24 protein-coding genes are annotated in these 23,290 nt (G+C 71.8%); 13 read left to right on the forward strand and 11 right to left on the reverse strand.

Annotation, left to right across the window (positions count from 1 at the left end; genetic code table 11):
• Both AB0F52_RS13880 and AB0F52_RS13885 read left to right on the forward strand, forming a co-directional pair.
• Window positions 1–225 carry a hypothetical protein gene (locus AB0F52_RS13880; RefSeq protein ID WP_360169334.1) on the forward strand — a complete coding sequence of 75 codons (225 nt, stop codon included), beginning with the start codon at window positions 1–3 and terminating at the stop codon, window positions 223–225.
• Entirely contained in the window at window positions 222–428 is a 207-nt protein-coding gene (locus AB0F52_RS13885) for a hypothetical protein (protein ID WP_360169337.1), read from the forward strand. The genes AB0F52_RS13880 and AB0F52_RS13885 overlap by 4 nt, the downstream gene beginning before the upstream one ends.
• On the opposite strand, the gene AB0F52_RS13890 is transcribed toward AB0F52_RS13885, so the two are convergent.
• Window positions 425–1,537, reverse strand: coding sequence for an acyl-CoA dehydrogenase family protein (locus AB0F52_RS13890; protein ID WP_360169340.1), 1,113 nt, complete (start codon window positions 1,535–1,537; stop codon window positions 425–427). The two genes, AB0F52_RS13885 and AB0F52_RS13890, sit on opposite strands and share 4 nt — an antisense overlap.
• Window positions 1,538–1,547: 10 nt before the next feature.
• Between AB0F52_RS13890 and AB0F52_RS13895 the strand changes: the two genes are divergently transcribed.
• The 4 genes from AB0F52_RS13895 (at window position 1,548) to smc (ending at window position 7,077) form a co-directional block, all read left to right on the forward strand.
• Window positions 1,548–2,138: a helix-turn-helix domain-containing protein gene (locus AB0F52_RS13895; RefSeq protein WP_360169343.1), complete on the forward strand. Its 591-nt coding sequence runs from the start codon at window positions 1,548–1,550 to the stop codon at window positions 2,136–2,138.
• Window positions 2,139–2,177: 39 nt separating this feature from the next.
• Window positions 2,178–2,855 (forward strand): hypothetical protein, encoded by a 678-nt coding sequence (locus AB0F52_RS13900; RefSeq protein WP_360169346.1) that lies wholly within the window; start codon window positions 2,178–2,180, stop codon window positions 2,853–2,855.
• Between the two features lie 164 nt (window positions 2,856–3,019).
• Window positions 3,020–3,307: an acylphosphatase gene (locus tag AB0F52_RS13905; RefSeq protein WP_285989192.1), complete on the forward strand. Its 288-nt coding sequence runs from the start codon at window positions 3,020–3,022 to the stop codon at window positions 3,305–3,307.
• Window positions 3,308–3,474: 167 nt separating this feature from the next.
• Window positions 3,475–7,077, forward strand: a complete 3,603-nt coding sequence (smc, locus tag AB0F52_RS13910; protein ID WP_360169350.1) for a chromosome segregation protein SMC — start codon at window positions 3,475–3,477, stop codon at window positions 7,075–7,077.
• Between the two features lie 6 nt (window positions 7,078–7,083).
• On the opposite strand, the gene AB0F52_RS13915 is transcribed toward smc, so the two are convergent.
• The 4 genes from AB0F52_RS13915 to AB0F52_RS13930 all read right to left on the reverse strand — a co-directional run bounded on the left by AB0F52_RS13915 (window position 7,084) and on the right by AB0F52_RS13930 (window position 10,738).
• Window positions 7,084–7,308, reverse strand: a complete 225-nt coding sequence (locus AB0F52_RS13915; protein ID WP_360169353.1) for a hypothetical protein — start codon at window positions 7,306–7,308, stop codon at window positions 7,084–7,086.
• Window positions 7,309–7,361: 53 nt separating this feature from the next.
• Window positions 7,362–7,862, reverse strand: coding sequence for a DUF3455 domain-containing protein (locus AB0F52_RS13920; protein WP_360169356.1), 501 nt, complete (start codon window positions 7,860–7,862; stop codon window positions 7,362–7,364).
• A gap of 86 nt (window positions 7,863–7,948) precedes the next feature.
• Window positions 7,949–9,514 carry a sodium:solute symporter gene (locus tag AB0F52_RS13925; protein WP_360169359.1) on the reverse strand — a complete coding sequence of 522 codons (1,566 nt, stop codon included), beginning with the start codon at window positions 9,512–9,514 and terminating at the stop codon, window positions 7,949–7,951.
• 15 nt (window positions 9,515–9,529) lie between these two features.
• Window positions 9,530–10,738 carry an anhydro-N-acetylmuramic acid kinase gene (locus tag AB0F52_RS13930; RefSeq protein ID WP_360169362.1) on the reverse strand — a complete coding sequence of 403 codons (1,209 nt, stop codon included), beginning with the start codon at window positions 10,736–10,738 and terminating at the stop codon, window positions 9,530–9,532.
• 139 nt (window positions 10,739–10,877) lie between these two features.
• On the opposite strand from AB0F52_RS13930, the gene ftsY reads away from it, so the two are divergent.
• On the forward strand, window positions 10,878–12,224 hold the full coding sequence (ftsY, locus tag AB0F52_RS13935; protein WP_360169365.1) for a signal recognition particle-docking protein FtsY: 1,347 nt from the start codon (window positions 10,878–10,880) through the stop codon (window positions 12,222–12,224).
• Window positions 12,225–12,391: 167 nt separating this feature from the next.
• Here ftsY and AB0F52_RS13940 read toward each other — a convergent pair whose 3' ends face one another.
• Window positions 12,392–12,907, reverse strand: coding sequence for a hypothetical protein (locus AB0F52_RS13940; protein WP_360169368.1), 516 nt, complete (start codon window positions 12,905–12,907; stop codon window positions 12,392–12,394).
• Window positions 12,908–13,049: 142 nt separating this feature from the next.
• Between AB0F52_RS13940 and AB0F52_RS13945 the strand changes: the two genes are divergently transcribed.
• Entirely contained in the window at window positions 13,050–13,550 is a 501-nt protein-coding gene (locus tag AB0F52_RS13945) for a GNAT family protein (RefSeq protein ID WP_360169371.1), read from the forward strand.
• A gap of 233 nt (window positions 13,551–13,783) precedes the next feature.
• Here AB0F52_RS13945 and AB0F52_RS13950 read toward each other — a convergent pair whose 3' ends face one another.
• Window positions 13,784–14,557: an IclR family transcriptional regulator gene (locus AB0F52_RS13950; RefSeq protein WP_360169374.1), complete on the reverse strand. Its 774-nt coding sequence runs from the start codon at window positions 14,555–14,557 to the stop codon at window positions 13,784–13,786.
• A gap of 112 nt (window positions 14,558–14,669) precedes the next feature.
• Here AB0F52_RS13950 and aceB point away from each other — a divergent pair, with 112 nt between their 5' ends.
• Window positions 14,670–16,247: a malate synthase A gene (aceB, locus tag AB0F52_RS13955; protein WP_360169377.1), complete on the forward strand. Its 1,578-nt coding sequence runs from the start codon at window positions 14,670–14,672 to the stop codon at window positions 16,245–16,247.
• Window positions 16,247–17,434 carry an aldolase gene (locus AB0F52_RS13960; RefSeq protein WP_360169380.1) on the forward strand — a complete coding sequence of 396 codons (1,188 nt, stop codon included), beginning with the start codon at window positions 16,247–16,249 and terminating at the stop codon, window positions 17,432–17,434. Before aceB ends, AB0F52_RS13960 begins: the two co-directional genes overlap by 1 nt.
• A 62-nt stretch (window positions 17,435–17,496) precedes the next feature.
• Here AB0F52_RS13960 and AB0F52_RS13965 read toward each other — a convergent pair whose 3' ends face one another.
• Window positions 17,497–17,838 carry a hypothetical protein gene (locus AB0F52_RS13965; protein WP_360169383.1) on the reverse strand — a complete coding sequence of 114 codons (342 nt, stop codon included), beginning with the start codon at window positions 17,836–17,838 and terminating at the stop codon, window positions 17,497–17,499.
• Window positions 17,839–18,185: 347 nt separating this feature from the next.
• On the opposite strand from AB0F52_RS13965, the gene AB0F52_RS13970 reads away from it, so the two are divergent.
• Window positions 18,186–18,422, forward strand: a complete 237-nt coding sequence (locus AB0F52_RS13970) for a hypothetical protein (protein ID WP_360169386.1) — start codon at window positions 18,186–18,188, stop codon at window positions 18,420–18,422.
• Here AB0F52_RS13970 and AB0F52_RS13975 read toward each other — a convergent pair whose 3' ends face one another.
• Entirely contained in the window at window positions 18,423–19,586 is a 1,164-nt protein-coding gene (locus AB0F52_RS13975) for a DUF2786 domain-containing protein (RefSeq protein WP_360169389.1), read from the reverse strand.
• Window positions 19,587–19,679: 93 nt separating this feature from the next.
• Here AB0F52_RS13975 and dctA point away from each other — a divergent pair, with 93 nt between their 5' ends.
• Both dctA and AB0F52_RS13985 read left to right on the forward strand, forming a co-directional pair.
• Window positions 19,680–20,960 (forward strand): C4-dicarboxylate transporter DctA, encoded by a 1,281-nt coding sequence (gene dctA / locus AB0F52_RS13980; protein WP_360169392.1) that lies wholly within the window; start codon window positions 19,680–19,682, stop codon window positions 20,958–20,960.
• Between the two features lie 39 nt (window positions 20,961–20,999).
• Complete coding sequence (locus AB0F52_RS13985; RefSeq protein WP_360169395.1) at window positions 21,000–21,326, forward strand: DoxX family protein; 327 nt, start codon at window positions 21,000–21,002, stop codon at window positions 21,324–21,326.
• Window positions 21,327–21,336: 10 nt separating this feature from the next.
• Here AB0F52_RS13985 and AB0F52_RS13990 read toward each other — a convergent pair whose 3' ends face one another.
• Both AB0F52_RS13990 and AB0F52_RS13995 read right to left on the reverse strand, forming a co-directional pair.
• Complete coding sequence (locus tag AB0F52_RS13990) at window positions 21,337–21,825, reverse strand: MarR family winged helix-turn-helix transcriptional regulator (protein WP_360169398.1); 489 nt, start codon at window positions 21,823–21,825, stop codon at window positions 21,337–21,339.
• A 105-nt stretch (window positions 21,826–21,930) separates the two neighbouring features.
• Window positions 21,931–23,253: a PucR family transcriptional regulator ligand-binding domain-containing protein gene (locus tag AB0F52_RS13995; protein ID WP_360169401.1), complete on the reverse strand. Its 1,323-nt coding sequence runs from the start codon at window positions 23,251–23,253 to the stop codon at window positions 21,931–21,933.
• Window positions 23,254–23,290: the final 37 nt, after the last annotated feature.

The raw sequence follows: 23,290 nt of genomic DNA on the forward strand, positions 1-23,290 counted from the left end.
ATGGACGGGTCGAAAACGTGGCTGCTCGGCGGTGAGCGCATCCCGCCGGTGATCGTGCTGACGCTGGCGGTGGGCGCGACCTTCGGTGCGCTCGGCTGGCTCTTCACCGCCTTCCAGGGCGGCGCCGGCTGGGCGACGTGGCTGCGCGTCGCGGCGGTCGGCGCCGGTGCCCTGCTGACGGTCTACCTGTGGGCGCTGGTCGCCCACCGGCTGCGGCGCCGGTGACCGGGACCCCGGTGCGGCGCACCCGCACGGCCCTCGTCGGGCGCCTGCTCCTGCTGTCGGTGCTCGCCTACCTGGCCGGTGTCGGGATCGCCGCCGCCTTCGGCCGGCCGGACCCCTGGCTCTCCGGCATCATCGCGCTCGGGCCGGTGCTGGGCGGGGTGGCCGGGGGCGCCCTCGCCCGCCGGTCCCGGGAGACGACCTAGAACCAGAACGTCGGCTGCTCGATCCCGAACCGCAGCTTCGCGTACCGCTTGGACGCCGCGGCCGAGAAGTAGATGTGCTGCGCCGCCGCGTGGAGGTCCCGGAAGCAGCGCTGCATCGGCTGGTCCGAGTGCAGCGCGCCCGCGCCCGCGTAGCCGGACGCGAGGTTCACCGCACTCAGCGAAGCCCGCATCGCTTGTTGGGTCGCCAGCAGGAACTGGCCGCGCTCCCGGACGTCCGGGACGTCACCCGCGCACGCGGTGTCCCACAGCTCGCCGAGTGCCTCGAAGACGAACGCGCGTGCCGAACGCAGCCGTCCTTCCGCGCGGGTCAGGACGAGCTGGACGTCGCCGTCCTCGGCGATCGGGCCCGGGCCCGGCGGGCGGAACTTGGCCGGCGCGAACGCGGTGAACTCGTCCAGCGCGCGCCGCGCGATGCCGAGCGGGACGCCCGCCAGCATCGTGCCGATCACCGTGAAGAACGGGAACCGCCACAGCGGCCCGTCGTGGCGCGCCGGGTTCGTGAACGGCGAAATCGTGAGCTCCCCGGGCACGACCGTGTCGATCTCGACGTCGTGGCTGCCGGTGCCGCGCAGGCCGCTGACGTCCCAGTTCTCGACCACCCGCACCGCGGCGGCGGGCACCGCGGCGAGCCGCCAGTCCCGCGGGTCGCCGCCGGCGAAGGCGCCGTTGAAGAACAGGTCCGTGTGCGGGCTGCCGCTGCAGAACCCCCACCGGCCGGCGAGCGCGAACTTGCCGGCACCGTCCGGGGTGAGGCGTCCCATCGGCGCGAACACGCCGCCGCCGATCGGGTCGGGACTGCCGGCCACGAGGTCCGCCGCGACGGCCGGGTCCAGCCAGGCGAGGAACGCCGAGCCGTTGCCGATGGTGATCGTCCAGCCCGCGGAGCCGTCAGCGCGCGAAAGCTCTTCGACCGTCTCGACGATCGTGGCGGGCGGCAGCTCCTGCCCGCCGAGGCCGCGCGGCGTCGCCAGGCGGAAGAGCCCGGCTTCGCGGGCCCGCTCGACGAGGTCGCGAGGCAGGGTCCGGAGCTGCTCGGCTTCGACGGCCCGCGCGCTCAGCTCGGGCGCCAGCTCCCGCGCGGCGGTCACGGCGTCGGTGGTGCGCGAAAACCGCCGCCGGATCCTGGCGGCGGCGTCGGCGCTCTTCCGGGAGAAGGGGTACGCGGGTGCCTCGATGCCCGAGGTGGCGAAGGCTGCCGGTGTCGCCGTGCAGACCGTCTACAAGGCGTTCGCCAACAAGGCGACGCTGCTCAAGGCCGTCTTCGACGTCACGGTCGCCGGCGACGACGAGGAGGTGCCGATCGCCGGCCGTGACTTCATCGCCGAGATCCGGGCCGAGCCGGCCGCCGTGCGGAAGATCGAGTTGTACCTCGACCACCTGGTGAGCATCGTCCCCGAGGTGTCCCCCGTGCAGCTGCTGGCCCGCGACGCGGCCGCCGCCGACCCCGCCGCCGCCGAGGTGTGGGCGCAGATGCGGCAGGAGATGCTGATGGCCATGACGTACTTCTCGGCCGAGCTGCTGGGCACCGGGCAGGTCAAGCCGGGCCTGAGCGCCGACGACGTCCGCGACATCCTGTGGACCTACCACGGGCCCGAGCAGTACGAGCTGCTCTGCCTCGAGCGCGGGTGGTCCCCGGAGCGCTACGGGAAGTTCCTGCGCGACGCGATGGTCGCGGCCGTCCTGGCCTAGGCCTAAGTGCCCCAGCCTTGGGGCACTTAAGCCTAGGCTGTGGTGCTCGTACCGGTCGTGCTCGACGAGGGGGCACCGGCCGAGCTCGAGCCGCCGCCGCTGGCCGTGGTCGTCGGCGTGGGGGTGGGAGTCGGAGTCGGCGTGGGGGTCGGCGTCGGTGTGGGTGTCGGGGTGGGCGTGGGGGTCGGCGTCGGCGGCGTGAACGGCGGCGGATTGCCGCCCGTGTCGCTGCGCGGGGGAGGCGGCGGCGAAGGCTGGGTGACGACCGTGGTGGTCGTCTTGCCGTCCGGGCTCACGGACACGACCGTCGTCGGCGCGCTCGGCGACGTCGGGTTCGACGTGGTCGGTGCTCCGCTGGACGAGGTCGCCGGGTCGCTCGGCGACGGCGTGGCCGGCAGGGTCTGCACCCCGGCCGGGACGGTGCCCTGGCCGCCGGGGCCGCCCGTGCCGCCCGCGGTGGTGGCGGGGATCGGCCCGGCGAGCTCGGCCACGGCGGCGAACGCGGTCGCGACGACCAGCCCGGCCACGCCGAGCACGACGTACCCGGTGCGGTTCGGTTTGCTGCTCTTGGGCGGCGCGGTGTCGATCCTGGTGATCCGAGAGCTCGAATCCGACCCGGCGGGGCGGGGCATACGGGGCTCCTTGGGGAAGGGGAGGCGGCACAGCTTGAGGCGGCACAGCTTGAGATGGCACAGCTTCGAGATGGCACAGCGATGACACGGCGAGGTCGTGAACGGGAGCGCTGGTGCTGATGGAGCAGTGCGCCCACGGCGGGGGAGTGACCTCGGCGGGGAGATTATCACCGGCGTGCGGGTATTCGCCCAGGTAGTGGCTTGATCCGTTACTGTGCGCGGTCGGTTGACCCGGAAGGGAGGAATGGCGTGAGTGAGGAAGAAACCCACACCCGGCTGACGGCGTGGGTGCGGGGCCGGGTCCAAGGTGTCGGTTTCCGCTGGTGGACGCGCAGCCGTGCGCTGGAGCTCGGGCTGGTCGGGAGCGCGAGCAATCTGGCCGACGGGCGTGTCGAGGTGATAGCGGAGGGTAGTCGAGACCACTGTCAGCGGCTGTTAGCCGCGTTACGGTCGGGAGAATCACCCGGAAGTGTGGAGCACGTCGCCGAGCGCTGGTCCGACCCGAAAGGGGGACTCGGCGGCTTCGTCGAGCGGTAGCGCGGGCTTGGTCCGTCCGGGGGCGGTGGGGCTCGTGGTGTTGCTGAGGCCGGCGCGGATGTGCTAGGCGCGCCGAGGAGGGGGCGCGTCCGGCGGCTCCCGGACGCCCCCAGGTAGCCTGGGACGATTGAACCGCCAGTACCCGCGGCCAGAGGGGTCAGCACCACGTGCACCTGAAAAGCCTGACGCTCAAGGGCTTCAAGTCCTTCGCCTCGGCCACCACGCTGCGCTTCGAACCGGGCATCACCTGCGTGGTCGGGCCGAACGGCTCGGGCAAGTCCAACGTGCTGGACGCCCTGCGCTGGGTCATGGGCACCCAGGGCGCCAAGGACCTGCGCGGCGGCAAGATGGAGGACGTCATCTTCGCCGGCACCGCGGGCCGCGCCCCGCTCGGCCGCGCCGAGGTCACCCTCACCATCGACAACGCCGACGGCGCGCTCCCCATCGAGTACTCCGAGGTGTCGATCACCCGCCGGATGTTCCGCGACGGCGCGAGCGAGTACGAGATCAACGGCGACCGCTGCCGGCTGATGGACGTCCAGGAACTGCTGTCGGACTCCGGCATCGGCCGCGAGATGCACGTCATCGTCGGCCAGGGCCAGCTCTCGGCGATCCTCGAATCCAAGCCCGAAGAGCGCCGCGCCTTCATCGAAGAGGCCGCCGGCGTCCTCAAGCACCGCAAGCGCAAGGAACAGACCCTGCGCAAGCTGGCCAACATGCAGGGCAACCTCGACCGCCTCGGCGACTTGACGACCGAGCTGCGCCGCCAGCTCAAGCCGCTGGGCAAGCAGGCCGAGATCGCCCGCAAGGCCCAGTCGGTGCAGTCCGAGCTGCGCGACTCCCGCCTGCGCCTGCTCGCCGACGACCTGGTCACCCAGCGCGACGCCCTCGCCCGCGAAGAGGCCGACGAGAAGACGGCCCGCGCACGCCGCGCCGAAGTCGAACAGACCCTCGAGATCGTCTCCGCCGAAGAAGCCGAGCTGGAAGCCTCGCTCGCCGAGGATGCGCCGCTGCTGCAGACCGCCCAGGAGACCTGGTACAAGCTGTCCGCGCTGGCCGAGCGCCTCCGCGGCACCGTCCGGCTCGCGATCGAGCGCCAGCGGCACCTGTCGGCCGACGTCTCGACGTCGACCGGCGGCCGCGACCCCGAAGAGCTCCTCGAAGAGGCCGAGCGCGTCGCCGAGCAGGAAGAAGAGCTCAACGAGGCCGTCATGGAGGCCCGCGAGCTGCTCGCCCAGACGATTCTGCGCCGCGAAGACCTCGAACAGCGCGTCCAGGCCGCCGAGCGCGCGCACTGGGCCGCCGTCCGCGCCATCGCCGACCGCCGCGAGGGCATGGCCAAGCTGACCGGCCAGGTCGAGGCGCTGCGCAGCAAGAACGGCGCCACCTCCGACGAGATCGACCGCCTCAGCGTCTCCCTCGAAGAGGCCGCCGAGCGCGCCGAGATCGCCGTCGAGGAACTCGAGACGGCGAAGGCCGAGGGTGGTGTCGAGGAGTCCGACGACGCCGGGCTGATGGACCGCCACGACCGCGCGGTCGAGGCCAACAACGCCGCCAAGGCGCGGGTCGAAGAGCTGGTCAAGGCCGAGCGCGCGGCCGAACGCGAGATCGCGTCCGAGAAGGCGCGCGTCGAGGCGCTGTCGATGGGGCTCAAGCGCAAGGACGGCGCGGGCGCGCTGCTCGGCGCGTCCTACGAGCTGCCGGGCCTGCTCGGCTCGGTTGCCGCGCTGCTCACCGTCGAGCCCGGCCACGAAGTCGCGCTGGCCGCGGCCCTCGGCCCGGTGGCCGACGCCGTCGCCGTGACCGGTGGCGAAGACGCCCTGCGGGCGCTGAAGTACTTGAAGGAAACGGACTCCGGCCGCGCGGGCATCCTGCTCGGTGGCCCCGAATCCACTGTGGACACGGATGCGTGGCCGCCGCTGCCGGAAGGCGCGCGGTGGGCCCGCGAAGTCGTCACCGCGCCGCCGCAGCTGCGGCCCGCCGTCGAGCAGGCCCTCGACAAGCTGGCCCTGGTCCGCGACCTCGACGCGGCGCGTCACCTGGTGGCCGTGCACCCGGACGTCCGGGCGGTCACCGCCGAGGGCGACGTCTTCGGTGCCCGCTGGGCGATCGGCGGCTCCGGCAAGCGCGAGAGCGTGATCGAGGTCCAGGCCGCCGTCGACGAGGCGGGGGAGCGGCTCCGCCTGGCCGAGCGCTCGCTGGAGCGGTACGCGGCCGAGCTGGAAGGCGCCCGCGCCGAGCAGCAGGCGCGTCGCGAAGAGGTCTCGCAGGCCAAGGACGCGCTCGGCGAGGCGAAGGTCCGCAAGGCGCGCTCGTCGGAGCGGCTCAACCGGATGCAGCAGGCCGCCCGCCAGGCCCAAGCCGAGGTCGAGCGGCTGTCCGGGCAGCGCGCGAAGGTCGAGCAGAGCCGCGTCCAGGCGCTGGCCCAGCTCGCCGAGCTGGAAGAGCGGCTCGCCGCCGTCGCCGAGCAGCCCGTCGAAGACGACCCGGACACCGCCGAACGCGACCAGGCCGTCGAAGAGCTGGCCGTCGTGCGGCAGGAGGAGATGGAAGCGCGGCTCGCGCAGCGCACCTCCGAAGAGCGCGCCCGCAGCATCGCGGGCAAGGCCGAAGGCCTCCGCCGGGCCGCGCACGCCGAGCAGCAGGCCCGCGAACGCGCCGAGCGCGCCGCCGCGGCCCGCAAGCGCGGCGCCGGGATCGCCAACGCCGTCGTCAACGCCGGCGAGCTCGCGCTGGAACGCATCGAGCACTCGGTCCAGCGCGCCGCGACCGAACGCGACCAGGTCCAGGCCCGCCGCCAGAGCCGCGAGCAGGCGCTGACCGGCGTCCGCGCCAAGGTCCGCGAGCTCACCGGCGAGCTGGAGAAGCTGACCGACGCCGTGCACCGCGACGAGGTGCTGCGCGCCGAGCAGCGGCTGCGGCTGGAGACCCTGGAAGCCAAGATCGCCGAGGACTTCGGCATGGGCCTCGAGGACCTCGTCCGCGAGTACGGCCCGGACGTCCCGGTGCCGCCGAGCGCGGGCGAGATGGCCGAGTACGAGGCGGCCAAGGACCGCGGCGAGGACGTCACCCCGCCACCGCCGATGCCCTACGACCGCGACACCCAGGCCCGCCGCGCCAAGCGCGCCGAGAAGGACCTGTCGTTGCTGGGCAAGGTGAACCCCTTGGCCCTGGAGGAGTTCGCGGCGCTGGAGGAGCGGTACAAGTTCCTCTCCACGCAGCTGGAAGACCTCAAAGACACCCGCAAGGACCTCGAAGCCGTCATCAAGCAGGTCGACGAGAAGATCCTCGAGGTCTTCGCCGGCGCCTACGCCGATGTGGCCCGCGAGTTCGAGACGGTGTTCAGCGTGCTGTTCCCGGGCGGCGAGGGCCGGATGGTCCTGACCGAGCCGGACGACCTGCTGAGCACCGGCGTCGACGTCGAAGCCCGCCCGCCGGGCAAGAAGGTCAAGCGGCTTTCGCTGCTGTCGGGTGGCGAGAAGTCGCTGGTCGCGGTGGGCATGCTGGTCGCGATCTTCCGCGCCCGGCCGTCACCCTTCTACGTCATGGACGAGGTCGAGGCGGCGCTCGACGACACCAACATGCGCCGGCTGATCGGGCTGCTGGAGCAGCTGCGCGACTCGTCGCAGCTGATCATCATCACCCACCAGAAGCCGACCATGGAGATCGCCGACGCGCTCTACGGCGTGAGCATGCAGGGCGACGGCATCACCAAGGTGATCTCGCAGCGCCTGCGCACGGCCGACGACGAACCGGTCGCGGTCGGCTGAGTCGGGTCACATCTCGTCTTCGCGCGGAGCGCGGCGGTCTTCCGGCCGCACCCGGGGCTCGTGGGTGCCGAGATCGTTGCCGATGTACTGGGCGTCGCCGATCCGCGGCCGTCGTCCGCGCGGGGTCAACATCCCGCGCTTGACCCCGCGTTTGCGGTCGGACCGGTCCATGACCAGCGCGATGACGAGCACCACCGCCAGCACCACGCCGAGACCGATGAAGAATCCCATGTGATCCCCTCCCGGTTCCCAGGCTACGGGACCGGGAGGGGCACCACATCCGCTTATCCGGCGACCCAGAACGCGTAGTCCGCGGAGTACCGGACCGCGGTCTGCGCGCCATCCGTGCACGTCCCGGCCGGAGCCACGCCGCCGCGGGTGTTGAGGCGCTGGATGTAGGTCACCTTGCCGAAGATGCCGTCGCCGGTGTTGAGGTTCGCCTTGAGCAGCAGCTCCGGGATCGCGCCGTCCCGCGGGGCGTTCGCCGCGGCCGTCGCACCGACCGTGCTGCCGTCCACAATGGACGTCCACACCGGGCCCTTGCTGTGCAGCGCCACCGGCTTCCCGTGCTTCGACAGGACCGCCGCGGGCTGGATCAGCGCCCACGCGCCGTTCGTGCAGCCGTAGATCTGCACGCCCTCGGCCGGGTAGCTCGCCAGGGCCCGGTTGCCCGCCGGGACCTTGATCGCGTCCGGCACCGTCGAGTGCGCCGGGGTGGCCGAAGCCGTCGCCGCGCCGCCGACCAGGAGGGCGCCGATCGCGAGCGCCACCGTCATCCGCTTCATGGAATCCACCTTCGAAATCCTCCCGCCGCTTCTCGGCGGGCTCCCGCAATGCGACACGGGCGCCCGCCGGAAACGGTTCAGAAGAATCAGGCGGCGCGGACCTCCGCGGTCTCCTCGGCGGCTTCGGCTTCGGCCGCCTTCGGGTCCGGTGTCCGGTGGCGCAGTGCCAGCAGACCGCCCACGACCAGCGTGATGACCACGCCCATCAGCGTGTACCACGGGTAGGCGAGCGCCACCTTGTCCCCGGCCGCCTTGCCGAAGTCGACGCCGATCAGGCCGCCGGTCTTCGCGTTGAACTTCACCCCGAGGATGACGAACGCCATCACCACGACCGTGACGACGAACGCGATGATCGCGTCCACCTGGCGCGCCTTCTTGATCAGCAGGCCGAGCAGGAACGAGCCCAGCAGCGCGCCGTAGGTGTACCCGGTGATGGCCAGGCCGAGCTCGATCACCGAGTTCTTCGTGGTGGAGAACAGCGAAGCGAACACCGCGAACACGACCGCCCAGATCAGCGTCCACATGCGACCGTGCTGCAGCAGCTTCGAGTCCTCCGGTGAGCGCTTGGTGAACCGCTGGTAGAGGTCGGCCACGGTGGACGTCGACAGCGCGTTGAGCGCCGACGCCAACGCACCCATGGTCGACGCCAGCACCCCGGCGATGAGCAGGCCCGAGACGCCGACGGGCAGGTCGTCGATGATGAACCGCGAGAACACGTCGTCCGGGCTCTGCAGCCCCAGCTGCGCCACCGACTTCCGGCCGTCGAACACCCACAGCATCGCGCCGACCAGCAGGAACAGCGCGAACTGGATCGTGACGATGATGCCGCTGCCGATGAGCGCCTTCTGGCCGTCGCGCAGGCTGCGCGTGGCCAGCAGCCGCTGTGCGATCAGCTGGTCGGCGCCGTGCGACGCCATCGACAGCGCCGCGCCGCCGAGCACCGCCGTCACGAAGGCGTACGGGCTGGTCAGCAGGTTCTTCGTGAAGTCGACGAGCACGAACTTGCCGTCCGCGGACGCCTGGGAGACCCAGTCGGCCGGCAGTTTGTTCAGCAGCACGATGGCGGCCACCGCGGCGCCGCCCAGGTACAGCGACAGCTGGATGACGTCGACCCAGACGACGGCCTTGATCCCGCCGATGTAGGCGTACACCAGCGTCAGGGCGGTGAGGATGACGACGATCACCCAGTAGTCCAGGTGGATGTTGTAGTGCGCCAGGATCACCTTGATCGGGATCGCGCCGGCGAACAGGCGCACGCCTTCGGCGAGCAGCCGGGTGACCACGAACGTCACCGACGCGGTGCCCTGCAGCCCGGAGCCGAACCGCTTCCCGAGGAACGCGTACGCGCTGACGAGGTTGCCCCGGAAGTACCGCGGCAGCAACACGAACGCGGCGATCGTCCGGCCGATGATGTAGCCGAAGGCCAGCTGCAGGAACAGGAAGGCGTTGCCGAAGACCAGCCCGGGCGTGCTGATCACGGTGAGCGTCGAGGTCTCCGTGGCCACCACGGACAGCATCACCGCACCCCACGGCAGACTGCGTTCGCCGACGAAGTAGTCGGCCGCCGACCGTTGCTTCCGGCCGACGAGCACGCCGATCAGCGGCATCGCCGCCAGGTAGATCACGATGATGGCGAGGTCAACACCGCGCATGGATCACTCCTACCGTCATCCGGCCTTCTCCGCGACTCGCAACCGCGTCACGGCGCCCCCCAGCGGGGCGGGAAGGATCAAGGGCCCGGGACCCGGGACCAGCGCGCCGAGCACGCGCGGCCCGCGGGCACCGGTCGCCGACGGCACCGTACCGGGCACGCCGCACCAGGTGAGCCAGCCCAGCAACGCGGTGAGGTACGCCTCCTTGCCCGCACCGGGCAGGCCGAGGTCGTCACTGGTCTTGAGCACCGCCGAACGCAGGGTGCGGGCCAGCGCCGTCATCAGCGCCGGGTTCGCGACGCCGCCGCCGGAGGCGATCACGGTCGTGACGCCGTGGCGGCGGCACTGGTCGGCCACGGTCACGGCGGTCAGCTCGGTCAGCGTCGCGAGCAGGTCGCCGGCGCCGACCGGGTCCAGGCCCGTCAGCGCGCTGTCGAGGTAGTCCGCGTTGAAGTGCTCCTTGCCGGTGGACTTCGGCGGCGCGGCGGCGAAGTACGGGTCGGCGAGCAGCCGGAGGAGCAGGTCGGAGCGCACCGACCCGCCGAGGGCGAGCCGGCCGTCGACGTCGCTGCGCTGCCCGGCGATGCGGTGGGCCGCGAGGTCGAGCAGGGCGTTGGCGGGCCCGGTGTCGTAGGCGATCACCGGTTCGCCGTCGGCGACGACGGTGATGTTCGCGATGCCGCCGAGGTTCAGCGCGGCGACCGACCGGCCGGTGTCCTCGGCCAGGTCGCGCAACCACAGCTGGTCGAGCGTGCTCGCCAGGGGTGCGCCGTGCCCGCCCGCGGCGACGTCGCGGGCGCGCAGGTCGGCGCACACGGGCAGCCCGGTCGCTTCGGCGATCCAGGCGGGCTGGCCGAGCTGGAGGGTGCCGCGGACGTGCCCGTCTTCGACCCAGTGGAACACCGTCTGGCCCAGCGACGCGACCAGGTCCGCACGGCCATCGGCCAGTTCCGCGGCCCCGCGCCGGGCCGCGTCGGCGAACGCCTGGCCGACGCCGGTGTCCAGCCGCGTCAGCTCGCCGGCGGTGCACGGGTTCGGCGGCAACGCCGCGAGCAGGCCCTCGCGCAGCGGCTCGGGGTAGGGGACGTCGAGCTCGCCCAGCGGCGTCAGCACGACCGTGCCGTCTTCGGCGTGCAGGTCGGCGGCGGCCACGTCGATCCCGTCGATCGACGTGCCCGAAATCAGGCCGATCACCCGGAAGCGGTGGCTCGCTCTCATCCCCATCCGGAGGGGTTTAGTGGAGCCTTCCGTGTGACGCAACCCACGTGGTGAAGTCTTGGCCCAATCGGGACCGAGGTGGTGATGAATTGCCTGTGCGGGGCGGGGTCCGGCGCGCGGGGAGCGCGGATGAAAGGATGGGCTCGTGTCGAGCACCTGGTTCCTGTTCGTAGTCGTCGCCGTCGTCGTCCTGGTCGCCCTGCTGGTGACCGGCCTGCTGATCGCGCGCAGGCGGCGGATCAGCCTGGACGCCCAGCGCGAGGTCGAGGAGAAACCGAAGGGCGGTTCGTACGCGGCGAGCGGGGGCATCGCCCTCGCGCCCGGCGGCACGGCGGCCCCGGTGGAAGCCCCCGGAGACGACCACCCAGCCGAGCACCCAGCCGAGCACCCAGCCGAGCACCCAGCCCTGCACCCGGTCGAAGACCGGCCGGAGGTCGACGGCCAGCCCGCGGTGGGCGACGACGCGGCGGTCCCGCGCGACTCGGCGCAGCGCACGGTCCGCGACGTCAAGCTGCCGGACGCCGAGGTCGTCGAACCGGCCCCGGTCGCCGAGCAGATCGAACCGGCGGCGGGCCGCATGGAGCGGCTGCGCGGCCGCCTGACGAAGTCGCGCTCGATGTTCGGGACGAGCCTGCTGGGCCTGCTCGGCGCCGGTGACCTCGACGAGGACTCCTGGCAGGACGTCGAGGACACGCTGCTGATGGCCGACCTCGGCGCGGCCACCACGAACCAGATCGTCGAGCGCCTGCGCGACGAGCTCTCCCGGCGTGCGGTGCGGTCGTCGGCCGAGGCGCGCGAAGTGCTGCACGAGGTGCTGACGGCGCAGCTGTCCACCGACGGCCACCGCGCCGTCCGGGCGCTGCCGCACACCGTCGACGGCAAGAAGCAGCCCGCCGTGGTGCTGGTGGCGGGGGTCAACGGCACGGGGAAGACGACGACCACGGGCAAGCTCGCCCGCGTCCTGGTGGCGCAGGGCGGAACGGTGCTGCTGGGCGCGGCGGACACGTTCCGCGCGGCGGCGGCCGACCAGCTGCAGACGTGGGCCGAGCGCGTGGGCGCGGAGGTCGTCCGCGGCAAGGAGGGCGCGGACCCGGCGGCGGTGGCGTTCGACGCGGTCAAGCGCGGCGTGGACACGGGGGTGGACGCGGTCCTGGTCGACACGGCGGGCCGCCTGCACACGAAGACCGGCCTGATGGACGAACTGGGCAAGGTCAAGCGCGTCGTGGAGAAGCAGGCGAAGGTCGACGAGGTGCTGCTGGTGCTGGACGCGACCACGGGCCAGAACGGGCTCATGCAGGCGCGGGTGTTCGCCGAGGTCATCGACGTGACGGGCATCGTCCTGACGAAGCTGGACGGAACCGCCAAGGGCGGCATCGTGTTCCAGGTCCAGAAGGAGCTGGGCGTCCCGGTGAAGCTGGTCGGGCTCGGCGAGGGCCCGGACGACCTGGCGCCGTTCGAGCCCGGCGCCTTCGTGGACGCCCTGCTCGGCTAGCTCGCGGGCCGGCGCCGCCTGGGCCGGCACCGAAGCTCACCGAGGCCGAGCTGGTCACCCTGGGCGTGGCCCAGGCACTGCTGGGGTTCACCTGCGAGGCTCGCCGGCTGCGGTTCCTGCCCGCCCGGATGGCCCGGTGCGTTCCGGGACCTGCCCGGCCTGCCCGGCTACAACCGTCGCCTGCGTGTCGCGTTGCCGACCCTGCCCGGCTCGATCCGGAACAACGGCGTCCCGTCGGGCCTGCGCAGACCCAGCTGCAGCATCACCGGCGCCGACGGCCGTCCCGCCGGGATGAGGCACGGGGACGTCCCGTGGGCCGCCACCGTGAGCCGGGACCAGCCGATCCCCTGGAGCGTGCGCCGGGCCGGATCCACCACCATCGCCGCGCCGAAGTAGCGGCCGCTCGGGACGGCGATGCGGGCCGTGTGGCCCAGCACCACCGAGAACGCCGTGCCCGTCCGGCTGCCGTCTTCCTGCAGCGTCAGGATCACCGGCGTCCGCACCTTCGCGGCGGTGTGGTGGCGAACCGAGATTTCGACCGTTCCCGGCGCGGTCTTCGCCGGCCGCGGCCACGTCGGTGGCTGCGGCGAGCCGTCGAGCGCGCGGTCCACGAGCCGGTCCAGCAGGTTCGAAGCGGCGCCCTGAGCGAGCCAGTTCAGTGCGCCGCCGGTGTACGGGTCCATGCGGCCCTCCGGCGATATTCGGATGACGGGCGGCCGTGCGCCGGCGCAGAATCCGGGGATGCCCGGTTGACGCACTTCCGCTCGTGCCCCTCCTCGTGACAGACGCCCCGAAGCCGTCATTCGCTACGAGAGAGGACCCATCATGACCGCCATTCACGGCAATCGGGTGCGGCTGCGCCCGATCGGCCCAGCGGATCGCACCCGGGTGCGCGAAATCCTGGCCACTCCGGAGGTCGCCCGCTGGTGGGGCGACCCCGATCGCGAGACCGAAGGCCTGTACGAGGTCGAAGAGGGCTACACCGTCTACGTCATCGAACTCGACGGTGAAGTTGTCGGCCTGATCCAGAGCTGCGAGGAGCCGGACCCGCAGTACCGCCACGCGGGCATCGACATCTCGGTGCACCCGGGCTACCACGGCCGCGGCGTCGGTACGGACGCCATTCGCGCCCTGGCCGCCCACCTGTTCGCCCAGGGCCACCACCGGCTGACGATCGACCCGGCCGCGTCGAACGAGACGGCGATCCGGGTGTACACGAAGGTGGGCTTCCGCCCGGTCGGAGTGCTGCGAGATTACGAGCGCGCCCCGGACGGCACCTGGCACGACGGGCTGCTGATGGACCTGCTGGCGGGTGAGCTGACCTGAGCGGTCAGCTCTTGTCGATGACCTTCTGTCGGCGAGCTTTCGGGCGAGCTCTGCCACGTGCTCGAGCCGGCTGTTCAACCCGGCGAAACCGTTGTCTATCGTCCGCCTCAGATCGTCGAGCAACGCTGTCCGCTCGGCCAGAAGCTGCCGGATCTCACGGGCTCGAGCAGCGCGAAACAGATCAGGCATGCCGATCACGAAATCGGCATGGGTGGTCGGGCGAGCACTCAGCGTCAGACCGTGACCGCCTGGGAAAGGCTCGCCCCCAGGGCGTCCGCGACCCGCTGCACCGCCGGGGCGATGTGCGCCACCGCCTCGGCGGTCAGCCGCCCGGACGGCCCGGACACCGACACCGCCGCCGGGACCGGCGCCCCCGGCACGGCCACCGCCACGCACCTGACCCCGAGCTCCTGCTCCGCCTCGTCCAGCGCATAACCCTGCGAGGCAATCCGGGACAGCTCGACCGCCAGCGCGTCCGGATCGGTGAACGTGTGCTCGGTGTACGCGGGCATCCCGGTCCGCTCCAGCAGCGAACGCACGTCGGAAGCGGGCAGGTGCGCCAGCATCGCCTTGCCCACGCCCGTCCCGTGCGGCAGCAACCGCCGCCCGACCTCGGTGAACATCCGCATCGAATGCTTCGAAGGCACCTGGGCCACGTACACGACTTCGTCACGCTCCAGGACGGCCAGGTTCGCCGTCTCGCCGACCTCCTCCACCAGCTCCGCCAGCAGCGGACGCGCCCACGCGCCGAACTGCATGCTCGCGTTCTCGCCGAGCCGGATCAGCCGCGCGCCCAGTGCGTAGCGGCGGTTGGTGTTCTGGCGGACGTACCCCAGGTCGACCAGGGTGCGGATCAGCCGGTGGATCGTCGGCATCGGCAGCCCGGACAGCGTCGCCAGCTCGGACAGGCTGGCCTCGCCGCCGGTGTCCGCGAGGTGTTCCAGCAGCTCGAAGGCACGCTGCAGGGACTGGACGCCGCCGTCGCGACCGTTCTTCTCCGCCGGCACGGTGGCCCTCCTTACGTCGGCGTTGAGCTTCCGCTATGCAGAAACTATAGTCCGGCTGGTAGAAAACCGTAGGGCCGTTATCCAAAGATCCGAACCCTCGAGGTGTTTCCCCATGTCTTCTGAAGTCCAGGTGCTGGGCGACCCGGTCGAGCGCGGCGACGAGATCCTCACGCCGGAGGCGCTCGCCTTCCTCGCCGGCCTCCACGACGCCTTCGCCGGCCGCCGCGACGAGCTGCTCAAGGCGCGCGGCCAGCGCCGCGAAGAGGCCCGGACCACCGGCCGGCTCGACTTCCTGCCGGAGACCGAGGAGATCCGCGAAGGCGACTGGCAGGTCGCCGGTGCGCCGCCCGCGCTGCGGGACCGCCGCGTCGAGATCACCGGGCCGACCGACCGCAAGATGACCATCAACGCGCTCAACTCGGGCGCGAAGGTGTGGCTCGCCGACCTCGAAGACGCCAACACGCCGCACTGGCAGAACGTGGTTTCCGGCCAGGTCAACCTCTACGACGCCGTCCGCGAGACGATCACCCTGGAGAGCGGCGGCAAGAGCTACGCGCTGAAGGACGACGTCGAGCACGCCACGATCGTGGTCCGGCCGCGCGGCTGGCACCTGCCCGAGAGCCACCTCACCTTCGGTGGCCGCGAGGGTGTCGGCGCGCTCGTCGACTTCGGCCTGCACTTCTTCCACAACGCGGCCGAGCTGCTCAAGCGCGGCAAGGGCCCGTACTACTACCTGCCGAAGATGGAGAGCCACCTCGAAGCGCGGCTCTGGAACGACGTCTTCACCCACGCCGAGAAGACCCTCGGCATCGAGCACGGCACCGTCCGCGCCACCGTGCTGATCGAGACCATCCCGGCCGCGTTCGAGATGGAGGAGATCCTCTACGAGCTGCGCGAGCACGCGTCGGGCCTCAACGCGGGCCGCTGGGACTACCTGTTCAGCGTCATCAAGTACTTCCGTGACGCGGGTGAGAAGTTCGTGCTGCCGGACCGCAACTCGGTCACCATGACCGCGCCGTTCATGCGCGCCTACACCGAGCTGCTGGTGCGCACCTGCCACAAGCGCGGTGCCTTCGCGATCGGCGGCATGGCCGCGTTCATCCCGAGCAAGGACCCCGAGACCAACAAGGGCGCCTTCGAGAAGGTCCACGCGGACAAGTCGCGCGAGGCCGGCGACGGCTTCGACGGCTCCTGGGTCGCGCACCCGGGCATGGTCGAGCTCTGCAAGGAGGAGTTCGACAAGGTCCTCGGCGACCAGCCCAACCAGCTCGGGCGCACCCGCGACGAGGTCAGCGTCACCGCCGACCAGCTGCTCGACGTCGCTTCGACGCCGGGCGGGGCGACGGCGGCCGGCCTGCGCGCCGCGGTCGACGTCGGTGTCCGCTACATCGCGTCCTGGCTGGGCGGCAACGGCGCGGCGGCCATCCACAACCTGATGGAGGACGCCGCCACCGCCGAGATCTCGCGCTCGCAGATCTGGCAGTGGGTCAAGAACGGGACCACTTTGGACAGTGGCGACGTCGTGACGGCGGAGCTGGTGCGCGGCGTGCTGGCCGACGTCCGCGGCGAGCTGGCCGGCGAGCTCAAGCCCGAGCAGCTGGAGCCGGCGGTGGAGCTGTTCGAGCAGGTCGCGCTGGCCGAGGAGTTCCCGGACTTCCTGACGCTGCCCGCGTACGAGCGGATCAAGTAGTGCGGCTGCCCGAGGACGTCTACGACGCCGCCGACGCGCGCCTGGCTGCGGCCGACGCGCGCGTCGCGGCGTCGTACCCGGGGGAGCGGCCGGGGCGGCAGCCCGTGCACACGGTCTACGTCCCGGCGTCGCGGTACAAGACCCGCCTGGTGGCCGACTGGGGCAAGCAGGCGATGCGGGTCTTCATCGAGCACGGCGACCTCCTCGGCGCCGACGCGGAGGTGTACGAACGCGTCCGCGCGAAGCTGCTGACCGAGCCGATCGAGGACCTGCGGATCGACTTCGAGGACGGCTACGGCCGGGTCGCCGACGACGTCGAGGACGCGGCGGCCCTGGCGGCCGGGCAGACCCTGGCGACGACCGGCGGCACGCCGTTCTGCGGAATCCGCTTCAAGAGCTTCGAAGCGGCGACGCGCCGGCGCGGCATCCGCACCCTGGACTTGTTCCTGGGTTCGTTGCTGGAGAACGGGCCACTGCCGCCCGGGTTCGTCGTCACGCTGCCGAAGGTGACGGCCGTGGAGCAGGTCTCGGTGGCCGCGGAAGTACTGGCGCGGTTGGAAGCCGCGTATGACCTGCCCGAGAACACCCTGCGCTTCGAGGTCCAGATCGAGACCGCCCAGTCCATTGTGGACCTCGACGGGACGTTGTCGGTGGCGCGGATCGTGCACGCCGCATCGGGTCGCTGTTCGGGACTGCACTACGGCACGTACGACTACAGCGCGGGCCTCGGCATCGCGGCCGCGCACCAGAGCATGGAGCACCCGGCGGCGGACCTGGCCAAGGGCCTGATGCAGGTTTCGGCGGCCGGCACCGGAGTCCGCCTCTCGGACGGCTCGACGAACAAGCTCCCGATCGGCGACGCGCTGCCCATGGCGTGGGCGGAGCACCTCCGGCTGGTGCGCCGGTCGTTGGAGCGCGGCTTCTACCAGGGCTGGGACCTGCACCCGCACCAGCTGCCGACCCGCTTCGCGGCGACGTACACGTTCTACCGTGCGGGGTTCCCGGAGGCGGTGGAGAGGTTGCGCGCGTACGCCGAAAAGACGTCGGGGGGAGTGCTCGACGAACCGGCGACCGCGCAGGCGCTGGCGGCCTACCTGCAGCGCGGCTTGGACTGTGGGGCTCTGGACGAAGGCGAGCTGCCGTTCGGGCGTCCCGAGCTGGAGAAGTACGCACAGCGCATGGGTTGAGCAGCGGCAGAGTGGGCGATCGAGGGGGAAAACGCCCACCCCGCCGCTGCTCACGGCCGGTTCTAGGACGGCAACCGGCCGGGGTATTCCGGTCGGTGCGCGATCACGCCGACCACGGCCAGCAAGGCGAGCTGACCGGCGATCGTTCCGGCTGTCGCCCACGTCGGAAGAGCCGCCGAAGCCGTCTTCAACGTGAGCGTCGGTCCGAGGACCGCGCCGAGCACGACCAGCACGTCCAATACCGTGGTGAGCAGCCGGTGGGTCTGGCTCGATGGCACCGCCATTTCCGCCTTCACCTCCGACGTCTCGATCCGGACGTGCGCGAACCGGCTCGGGCTGTCGTCCCGGTCCGGCTCCACTTCGTGAGCTGCGGACGGATCCGCACGCTCGATTTCGGCACCCATGCTCGTGCCCGTTCCTTTCCGGGCCCGGTCAAGCGTCCGCGGCGGCACGTCGGACCGGGGACCACTTTTCGTGGCCGCGGCGCACGCCGCGGCCGGTTACCGGCCGGCTGTTCGACTGCCCCACCCCCACGGAGGGGCAGCCACCGGCCGGTTCCTGCCGCGGGGAAGCGTGGTCCTGCTTCCCGGATCACCCGGCCCGTCTGCATGAAAACGGGTCCGCGCCAGGGGTTGCTCGCCGGTTGACTGTAGGACGCCGCCGGTCTTGATCGCAACACTTTTCGCTGCGAAATATGTGGGTTTTCGGTGGCGAACCTGCCATGATGGGGTGGCAAGCAAGAGGAGGCAGCATGCCCGCAGGTGAGGAGCACCGATCCGCCGTGGTCGACCGCGTCAACGTCGCGTTGATCGCCGAAGCGGTCGATGCGCTGGCGAAGCTTCAGGCACGCACCGGTCTCAAGAAGGTTGACCTCGTCAACCGCGCGTTGCTGGTGTACGAGTTCGTCGACGCCGAACTCAAGGCGGGCAAGCAGGTCCTGGTGCGCGACCAGGACGGCCGGGACCAGCTGGTGAAGATCTTCCTGTAGTCACTCACCAAGCCGGGCGCGGTCGGCCGCGGCCCGGCCCGCGCCCCAGCCTTCGTGGCTGCGCACCGTCACCGACTTGTTCACCACTTCGGGAAAGAGCGTGGTGAACGCCGCGGCCACGTTCTTCTCGTGCGAAGCCAACACCGGCAGCAGCTCCGGCGCCTGGGCGATCGTCGCTTCCGCCGCCCGCTCGAGCCGTTCGCCGATCCGGGTGGCGTAGGAGACGAGGAACGACTTGCGGAACGGCCGCGAGCGGCCGGCCGGGTCGGTGATCATCGCCCGCGTTGCCTGGACCAGCAGGGACGTCGTCAGCAGCGCGACCGAGTCCAGGTCGTCCTCGTCGCCGATCACGGTGACGAACTCCCAGCGCGGGTCGAAGACCGCGCGGCAGCGGTTGGCCGTCGCGACCACGTGGACCAGCAGCGACTTCGCGTCGGTGTACGGCGTGTCGAGCCAGATCCGGCGGGCCGCCGGCCGATTGGGCTCGGCTGTGGTGTTCTCGGCGCTCTCGACCAGCACGCGGTCGAGGGCGTGGCGGGTCATCAGCTCCTGCGCCTTCGCCGAAAGGGCCTCGGCCTCCTCCGGGAACGAGCTCGACTCGGCCTTGGCGAGCAGCGCGCGGACCCGGCTCAGCTTCTTTTCGTCGACGTGCGGCCGGACCGGACGCTCCGGCGGGGTCCCCGGTGCGGGCAGCACGACGGTCAGCGCCGGCAGCGTCTTCAGCAGGCCGAAGGCTTCGATGACCGCCGCCACCGCTTCGGACGGCGTGAGGATGTGCTTCGCCGCCCACTGCGGCAGCTGCGGCTCGGTCTCCGTCCACCAGCGGACGGCGCCCGCCGCGTCGAGCTGCTCCCGCCACGCCGGGTGCACGGCGGTGAACTGCCCGGCGTAGGCGGCGAGCGTGTCGAGCAGGTACGAGCCGGCGAATTCGTCCAGGCGCCGCCGGGCCGCCTGGTGGAGGTCTTCGGGCAGCCAGCCACCCCGGCACGCCCGGCCGATCAGCTGCTGCCCGGTCCGGTCCGCGGCTTCGGCGAGTTCGGCGGGCAGCGTGAACCCCGGCGCCAGCCGGTCGGCGTCACCCGGTGCGGCGGCGAGCAGCGCGTCACCGAATTCTTCGACCGTCGCCGGCTGCGGGCCGACACGGACCTGCTTGCGCTTGCCCACGCGGCTCAGTCTGCCGCAGCCGGTTTTCCGGGCGTCGGGTACGTCACTGCGAGCGTTAACACCGCCGGAACATCCGACGCTTAGGGTCCCGCCATGGCGGAGAACAAGAAGCGCTGGTGGACGTCGGTGTTCGTGCAGCTGCTCGTGGCGGTGGTCGCGGGCGTGCTGGTCGGGCACTTCTGGCCGGTGCTCGGCGCCCAGCTCAAGCCGGTCGGCGACGGCTTCATCCGGCTGATCAAGATGATCATCGCGCCGCTGATCTTCTGCGTCGTGGTGACCGGGATCGCGGCCGTCGGCGACATCAAAGCGGTCGGACGAATCGGGCTCAAGGCCATCGTCTACTTCGAGGTCGTCACGACGTTCGCGTTGCTGTTCGGCCTGGTCGTGGCGAACGTCTTCCGGCCCGGCGCCGGGCTGGACATCAACCCGGCGACGCTCGACCCGCACGCCGTCACCACCCAGACCAAGGGCGGGCAGCTGCCGTCGGCCGGGGATTTCCTGCTGCACACCATCCCCGACAGCGTGGTGAACGCGTTCGCGCAGAACCAGCTGCTGCAGGTGCTCGTGTTCGCGGTGTTCTTCGGGGTCGCGCTCGCCGCGATCGGGCGGGAGCGGGCGCCACTGGTGCTGGACTTCGTGGACCAGGTGCAGCAGATCATCTTCAAGGTGATGGGCTGGATCATGCGGGTCGCGCCGCTGGGCGCGTTCGGCGCGATGGCGTTCATCATCGGCCAGTACGGTCTGTCCACTTTGGGCACCTACGCCAAGCTGATCGCCGCCTGCTACGGCGCGGCCGTGCTCTTCACGCTCGTCCTCGCCGCGATTTCCCGGTTCTACGCCGGGGTTTCGGTCTGGAAGTTCCTCCGTTACGCACGCGAAGAGTTCCTGCTCTCGCTGGGCACGGCCTCGACGGAGTCGGTGATGCCGCGGATCATGGCCAAGCTCACCGACGCGGGCTGCTCGCGCGCGGCGACGGGGCTGGTGGTGCCGACCGGGTACTCGTTCAACCTCGACGGCGCGACCATCTACCTGTCGATCAGCACGGTGTTCCTGGCCCAGGCGTTCGGCGTGGAGATGACGCTCGGCCAGCAGCTGCTGGCGGTGCTGATCCTGATGCTGACGTCGAAGGGGATGGCGGGTGTCCCGGGCTCCAGTTTCCTGGCCCTGTCGGCGACGGCCGCGGCGATCGGCGCGTTCCCGGTGGCGGGCGTGGCCCTGCTGCTGGGCGCGGACCGCCTGATGGACTCGATGCGCGTGTTCGTCAACCTGCTCGGCAACTGCGTGGCGACGTTCGTGGTGGCCAAGTCCGAAGGCCAGCTGGACCGGGACAAGCTGCGGGAGACCCTGGAAGGAGCGGCGCCGGTCGCGGCCTGACCTCGGTCACCTTCCGGGCGGCGGGACCGTCGGGACGGCATGAACACTGCTGCCGCTCTCATCGCCATCGTGCTCAACGCGGGCATCGGCCTCGCCGACCTGCGGAAGGCCCGGTTCGTCCTCGCCACTTCGGCCGCGGTGAACGTGCCGCCGCGCTGGTTGCCCGCTCTCGGCACACTGAAGCTGGCCGGCGCGGCCGGTCTCCTGCTGGGGCTCCTCGGCGTTCCCGCCGTCGGCGTCGCCGCGGCGATCGGCTTGACCCTGTTCTACGCGGGGGCGATCGCCGCCCACGTCCGCGCCGGCAAGTTCGCCACCGGCGCGGTGCCGCTGGTCTTCCTCGGGCTGGCGGTGGCGACGGTGGTCTGACGGCGACGGTTCACCGCAGCCGCGGGAGCGCGTCCCGGGCGAAGTGGCTCAACGTCCGCAGGTCGTCGGCGAACCGCTCCCGGTGGTCCTCGGGCAGCGGCCCGAAGAAGAACTGCTCGACGTTCTCGACGTGCACGCGGCTGGCCCGCACGGTCGTCTCCTCGCCGAGCGTGGTCAGCCGGACGAGCTGGACCCGCCGGTCGCTCGGGGAAGCGGTGCGGGTCACCAGCCCGATCGCGACCATCCGGTCGACCAGCCGGGTCGCCCCGCCGGTGGTGAGCACCTGTTCCTGCGCGATCGAGCGCATGGTCAGCCCGTCCTCGCCGGTGCGGCCCACGATCAGCAGGACCTCGTACATCAGCTGCGTGATCCCGCATTCGCGCTCCAGCGCCCGCCCGAGCAGGTACCCGAGCCGGTGCGCCGCGCCCTGCAGCCACCCGAAGGCCAGCACGCGGGCGTCGTCCGCCGCGTGCCGGGCCGAAGCGATGTCGGGGTCCACGCCCTCATCCTCCCCCCGGACCCCGGCCACGCAACGCGGAACGGCGGCCGATGGGGTGCGAGGCGCGCCCCCTGCGCCGAGCGGGCGAGCGGGCGTTCGGCAGCTCTAGTCGCCGGCGCGCAACGCGAGGTACACGTCGAGCTGGCCGGTGAACTCCGTCAGGTCCGTTCCCAGCAGCTCGCCGGCCCGCCCGATCCGGTACCGCAGCGTGTTGACGTGGACGTGCAACGCCTTCGCCGCCCGGGTCGGCGAGCCCGAGCACTCCAGGAACACCCGGACCGTGTGGACCAGATCCGTGTGCTGCTCCGCGTCGTAAGCCAGCAACGGCCCGAGCACCCGGCGGCGCAGGGCCGCGCGCAGTCCCTCCGGCGCCCCGGCCAGCAGCAGCTCGTGCGCGTCCACTTCACCGGCCCGGACCACCGCCACCCGGCCCGGCCGCCGGGCCGCCACCTCCACCGCGTACCGCGCGCTCTCCGCCGCCTCGGCGCGCGGGCCCGCATCGCTGATACCGCAGACGATCCGCTTCGCCCGCAGCAGTGGTTCCACAATGGACAACTCGGCCGGTGCGGGCCGCAGTGCGGTCGCCGCGTACGACGTTTCCCCGGCGGATTCGAGCAGCAGCGCGTCCGGCAGCCATTCGCTCAGGACGTCCCGGCTTTCGTCGCTGCCTTCGGTCCGCAACCCGACGACGCACACCTCGTCGGGCAGCTCGGCGGCAGAGGGAACCGCTCGTGCTCGCGTGACCCCGACGAGCCCCGCCACCTCCTCGGCCAGCTCGGCCTGTGCGGTGCTCAGCGGCCCGCCCACGGCGATCAGCCACGGCACCGCGTGCCGCCCCTCGACCGGGACCAGTGTCAGCGGCCCGGGCTCGCGGGCCGCGTACCGGCGGACGACGTCCTCGGGCGGCATCGGCAGCGGGGCCGTCCCCGCGATCGACCGGCCCAGGCCCGACAGCACCCAGCAGGGCAGCCCGAGTTCCGCCGCCGCGCGGTCCAGCAGCGTCTCGACCGGCGCCTCCGCAGCGGCCTGCAAACGTTTGCGCGCGCTGTCGGACGCGGCCGCCAGCGCCAGCACGACCTGCTCGGTGATCACCGAGAACGACAGGTCGGCCGGCACTTCCAGCAGCGGGATCCGGTGCCGGACGCAGGCGTCGACGACGTCGTCCGGGATGCCGCCCGAGTCGGCGCCGGACGCGGCCAGCGCCGCCGCGCCCGCGCGGGCCAGCGCGGCCACGAACGGCTCGGCGTCGCCCGGGGCGTGCCACCACAGCAGGCCGGAGAGCACCAGCTCACCGGCCGACAGGTACCGTCCGGGGTCGGACAGCTCCGTGACGTAGATGCGCGTCACCGGCCTTTCGAGCAGGTCGGCCCCGGCCCGGGGGCGCAGCCGCAGCCCGGGCAGGCCCAGCAGTGTTTTCACGGTCGTCATGAGGCTTGTAGGAAAGCACAAACGCCCCGGGGTCCGC

The organism is Amycolatopsis sp. NPDC024027, from assembly GCF_040638975.1.
Classification (GTDB): Bacteria; Actinomycetota; Actinomycetes; order Mycobacteriales; family Pseudonocardiaceae; genus Amycolatopsis.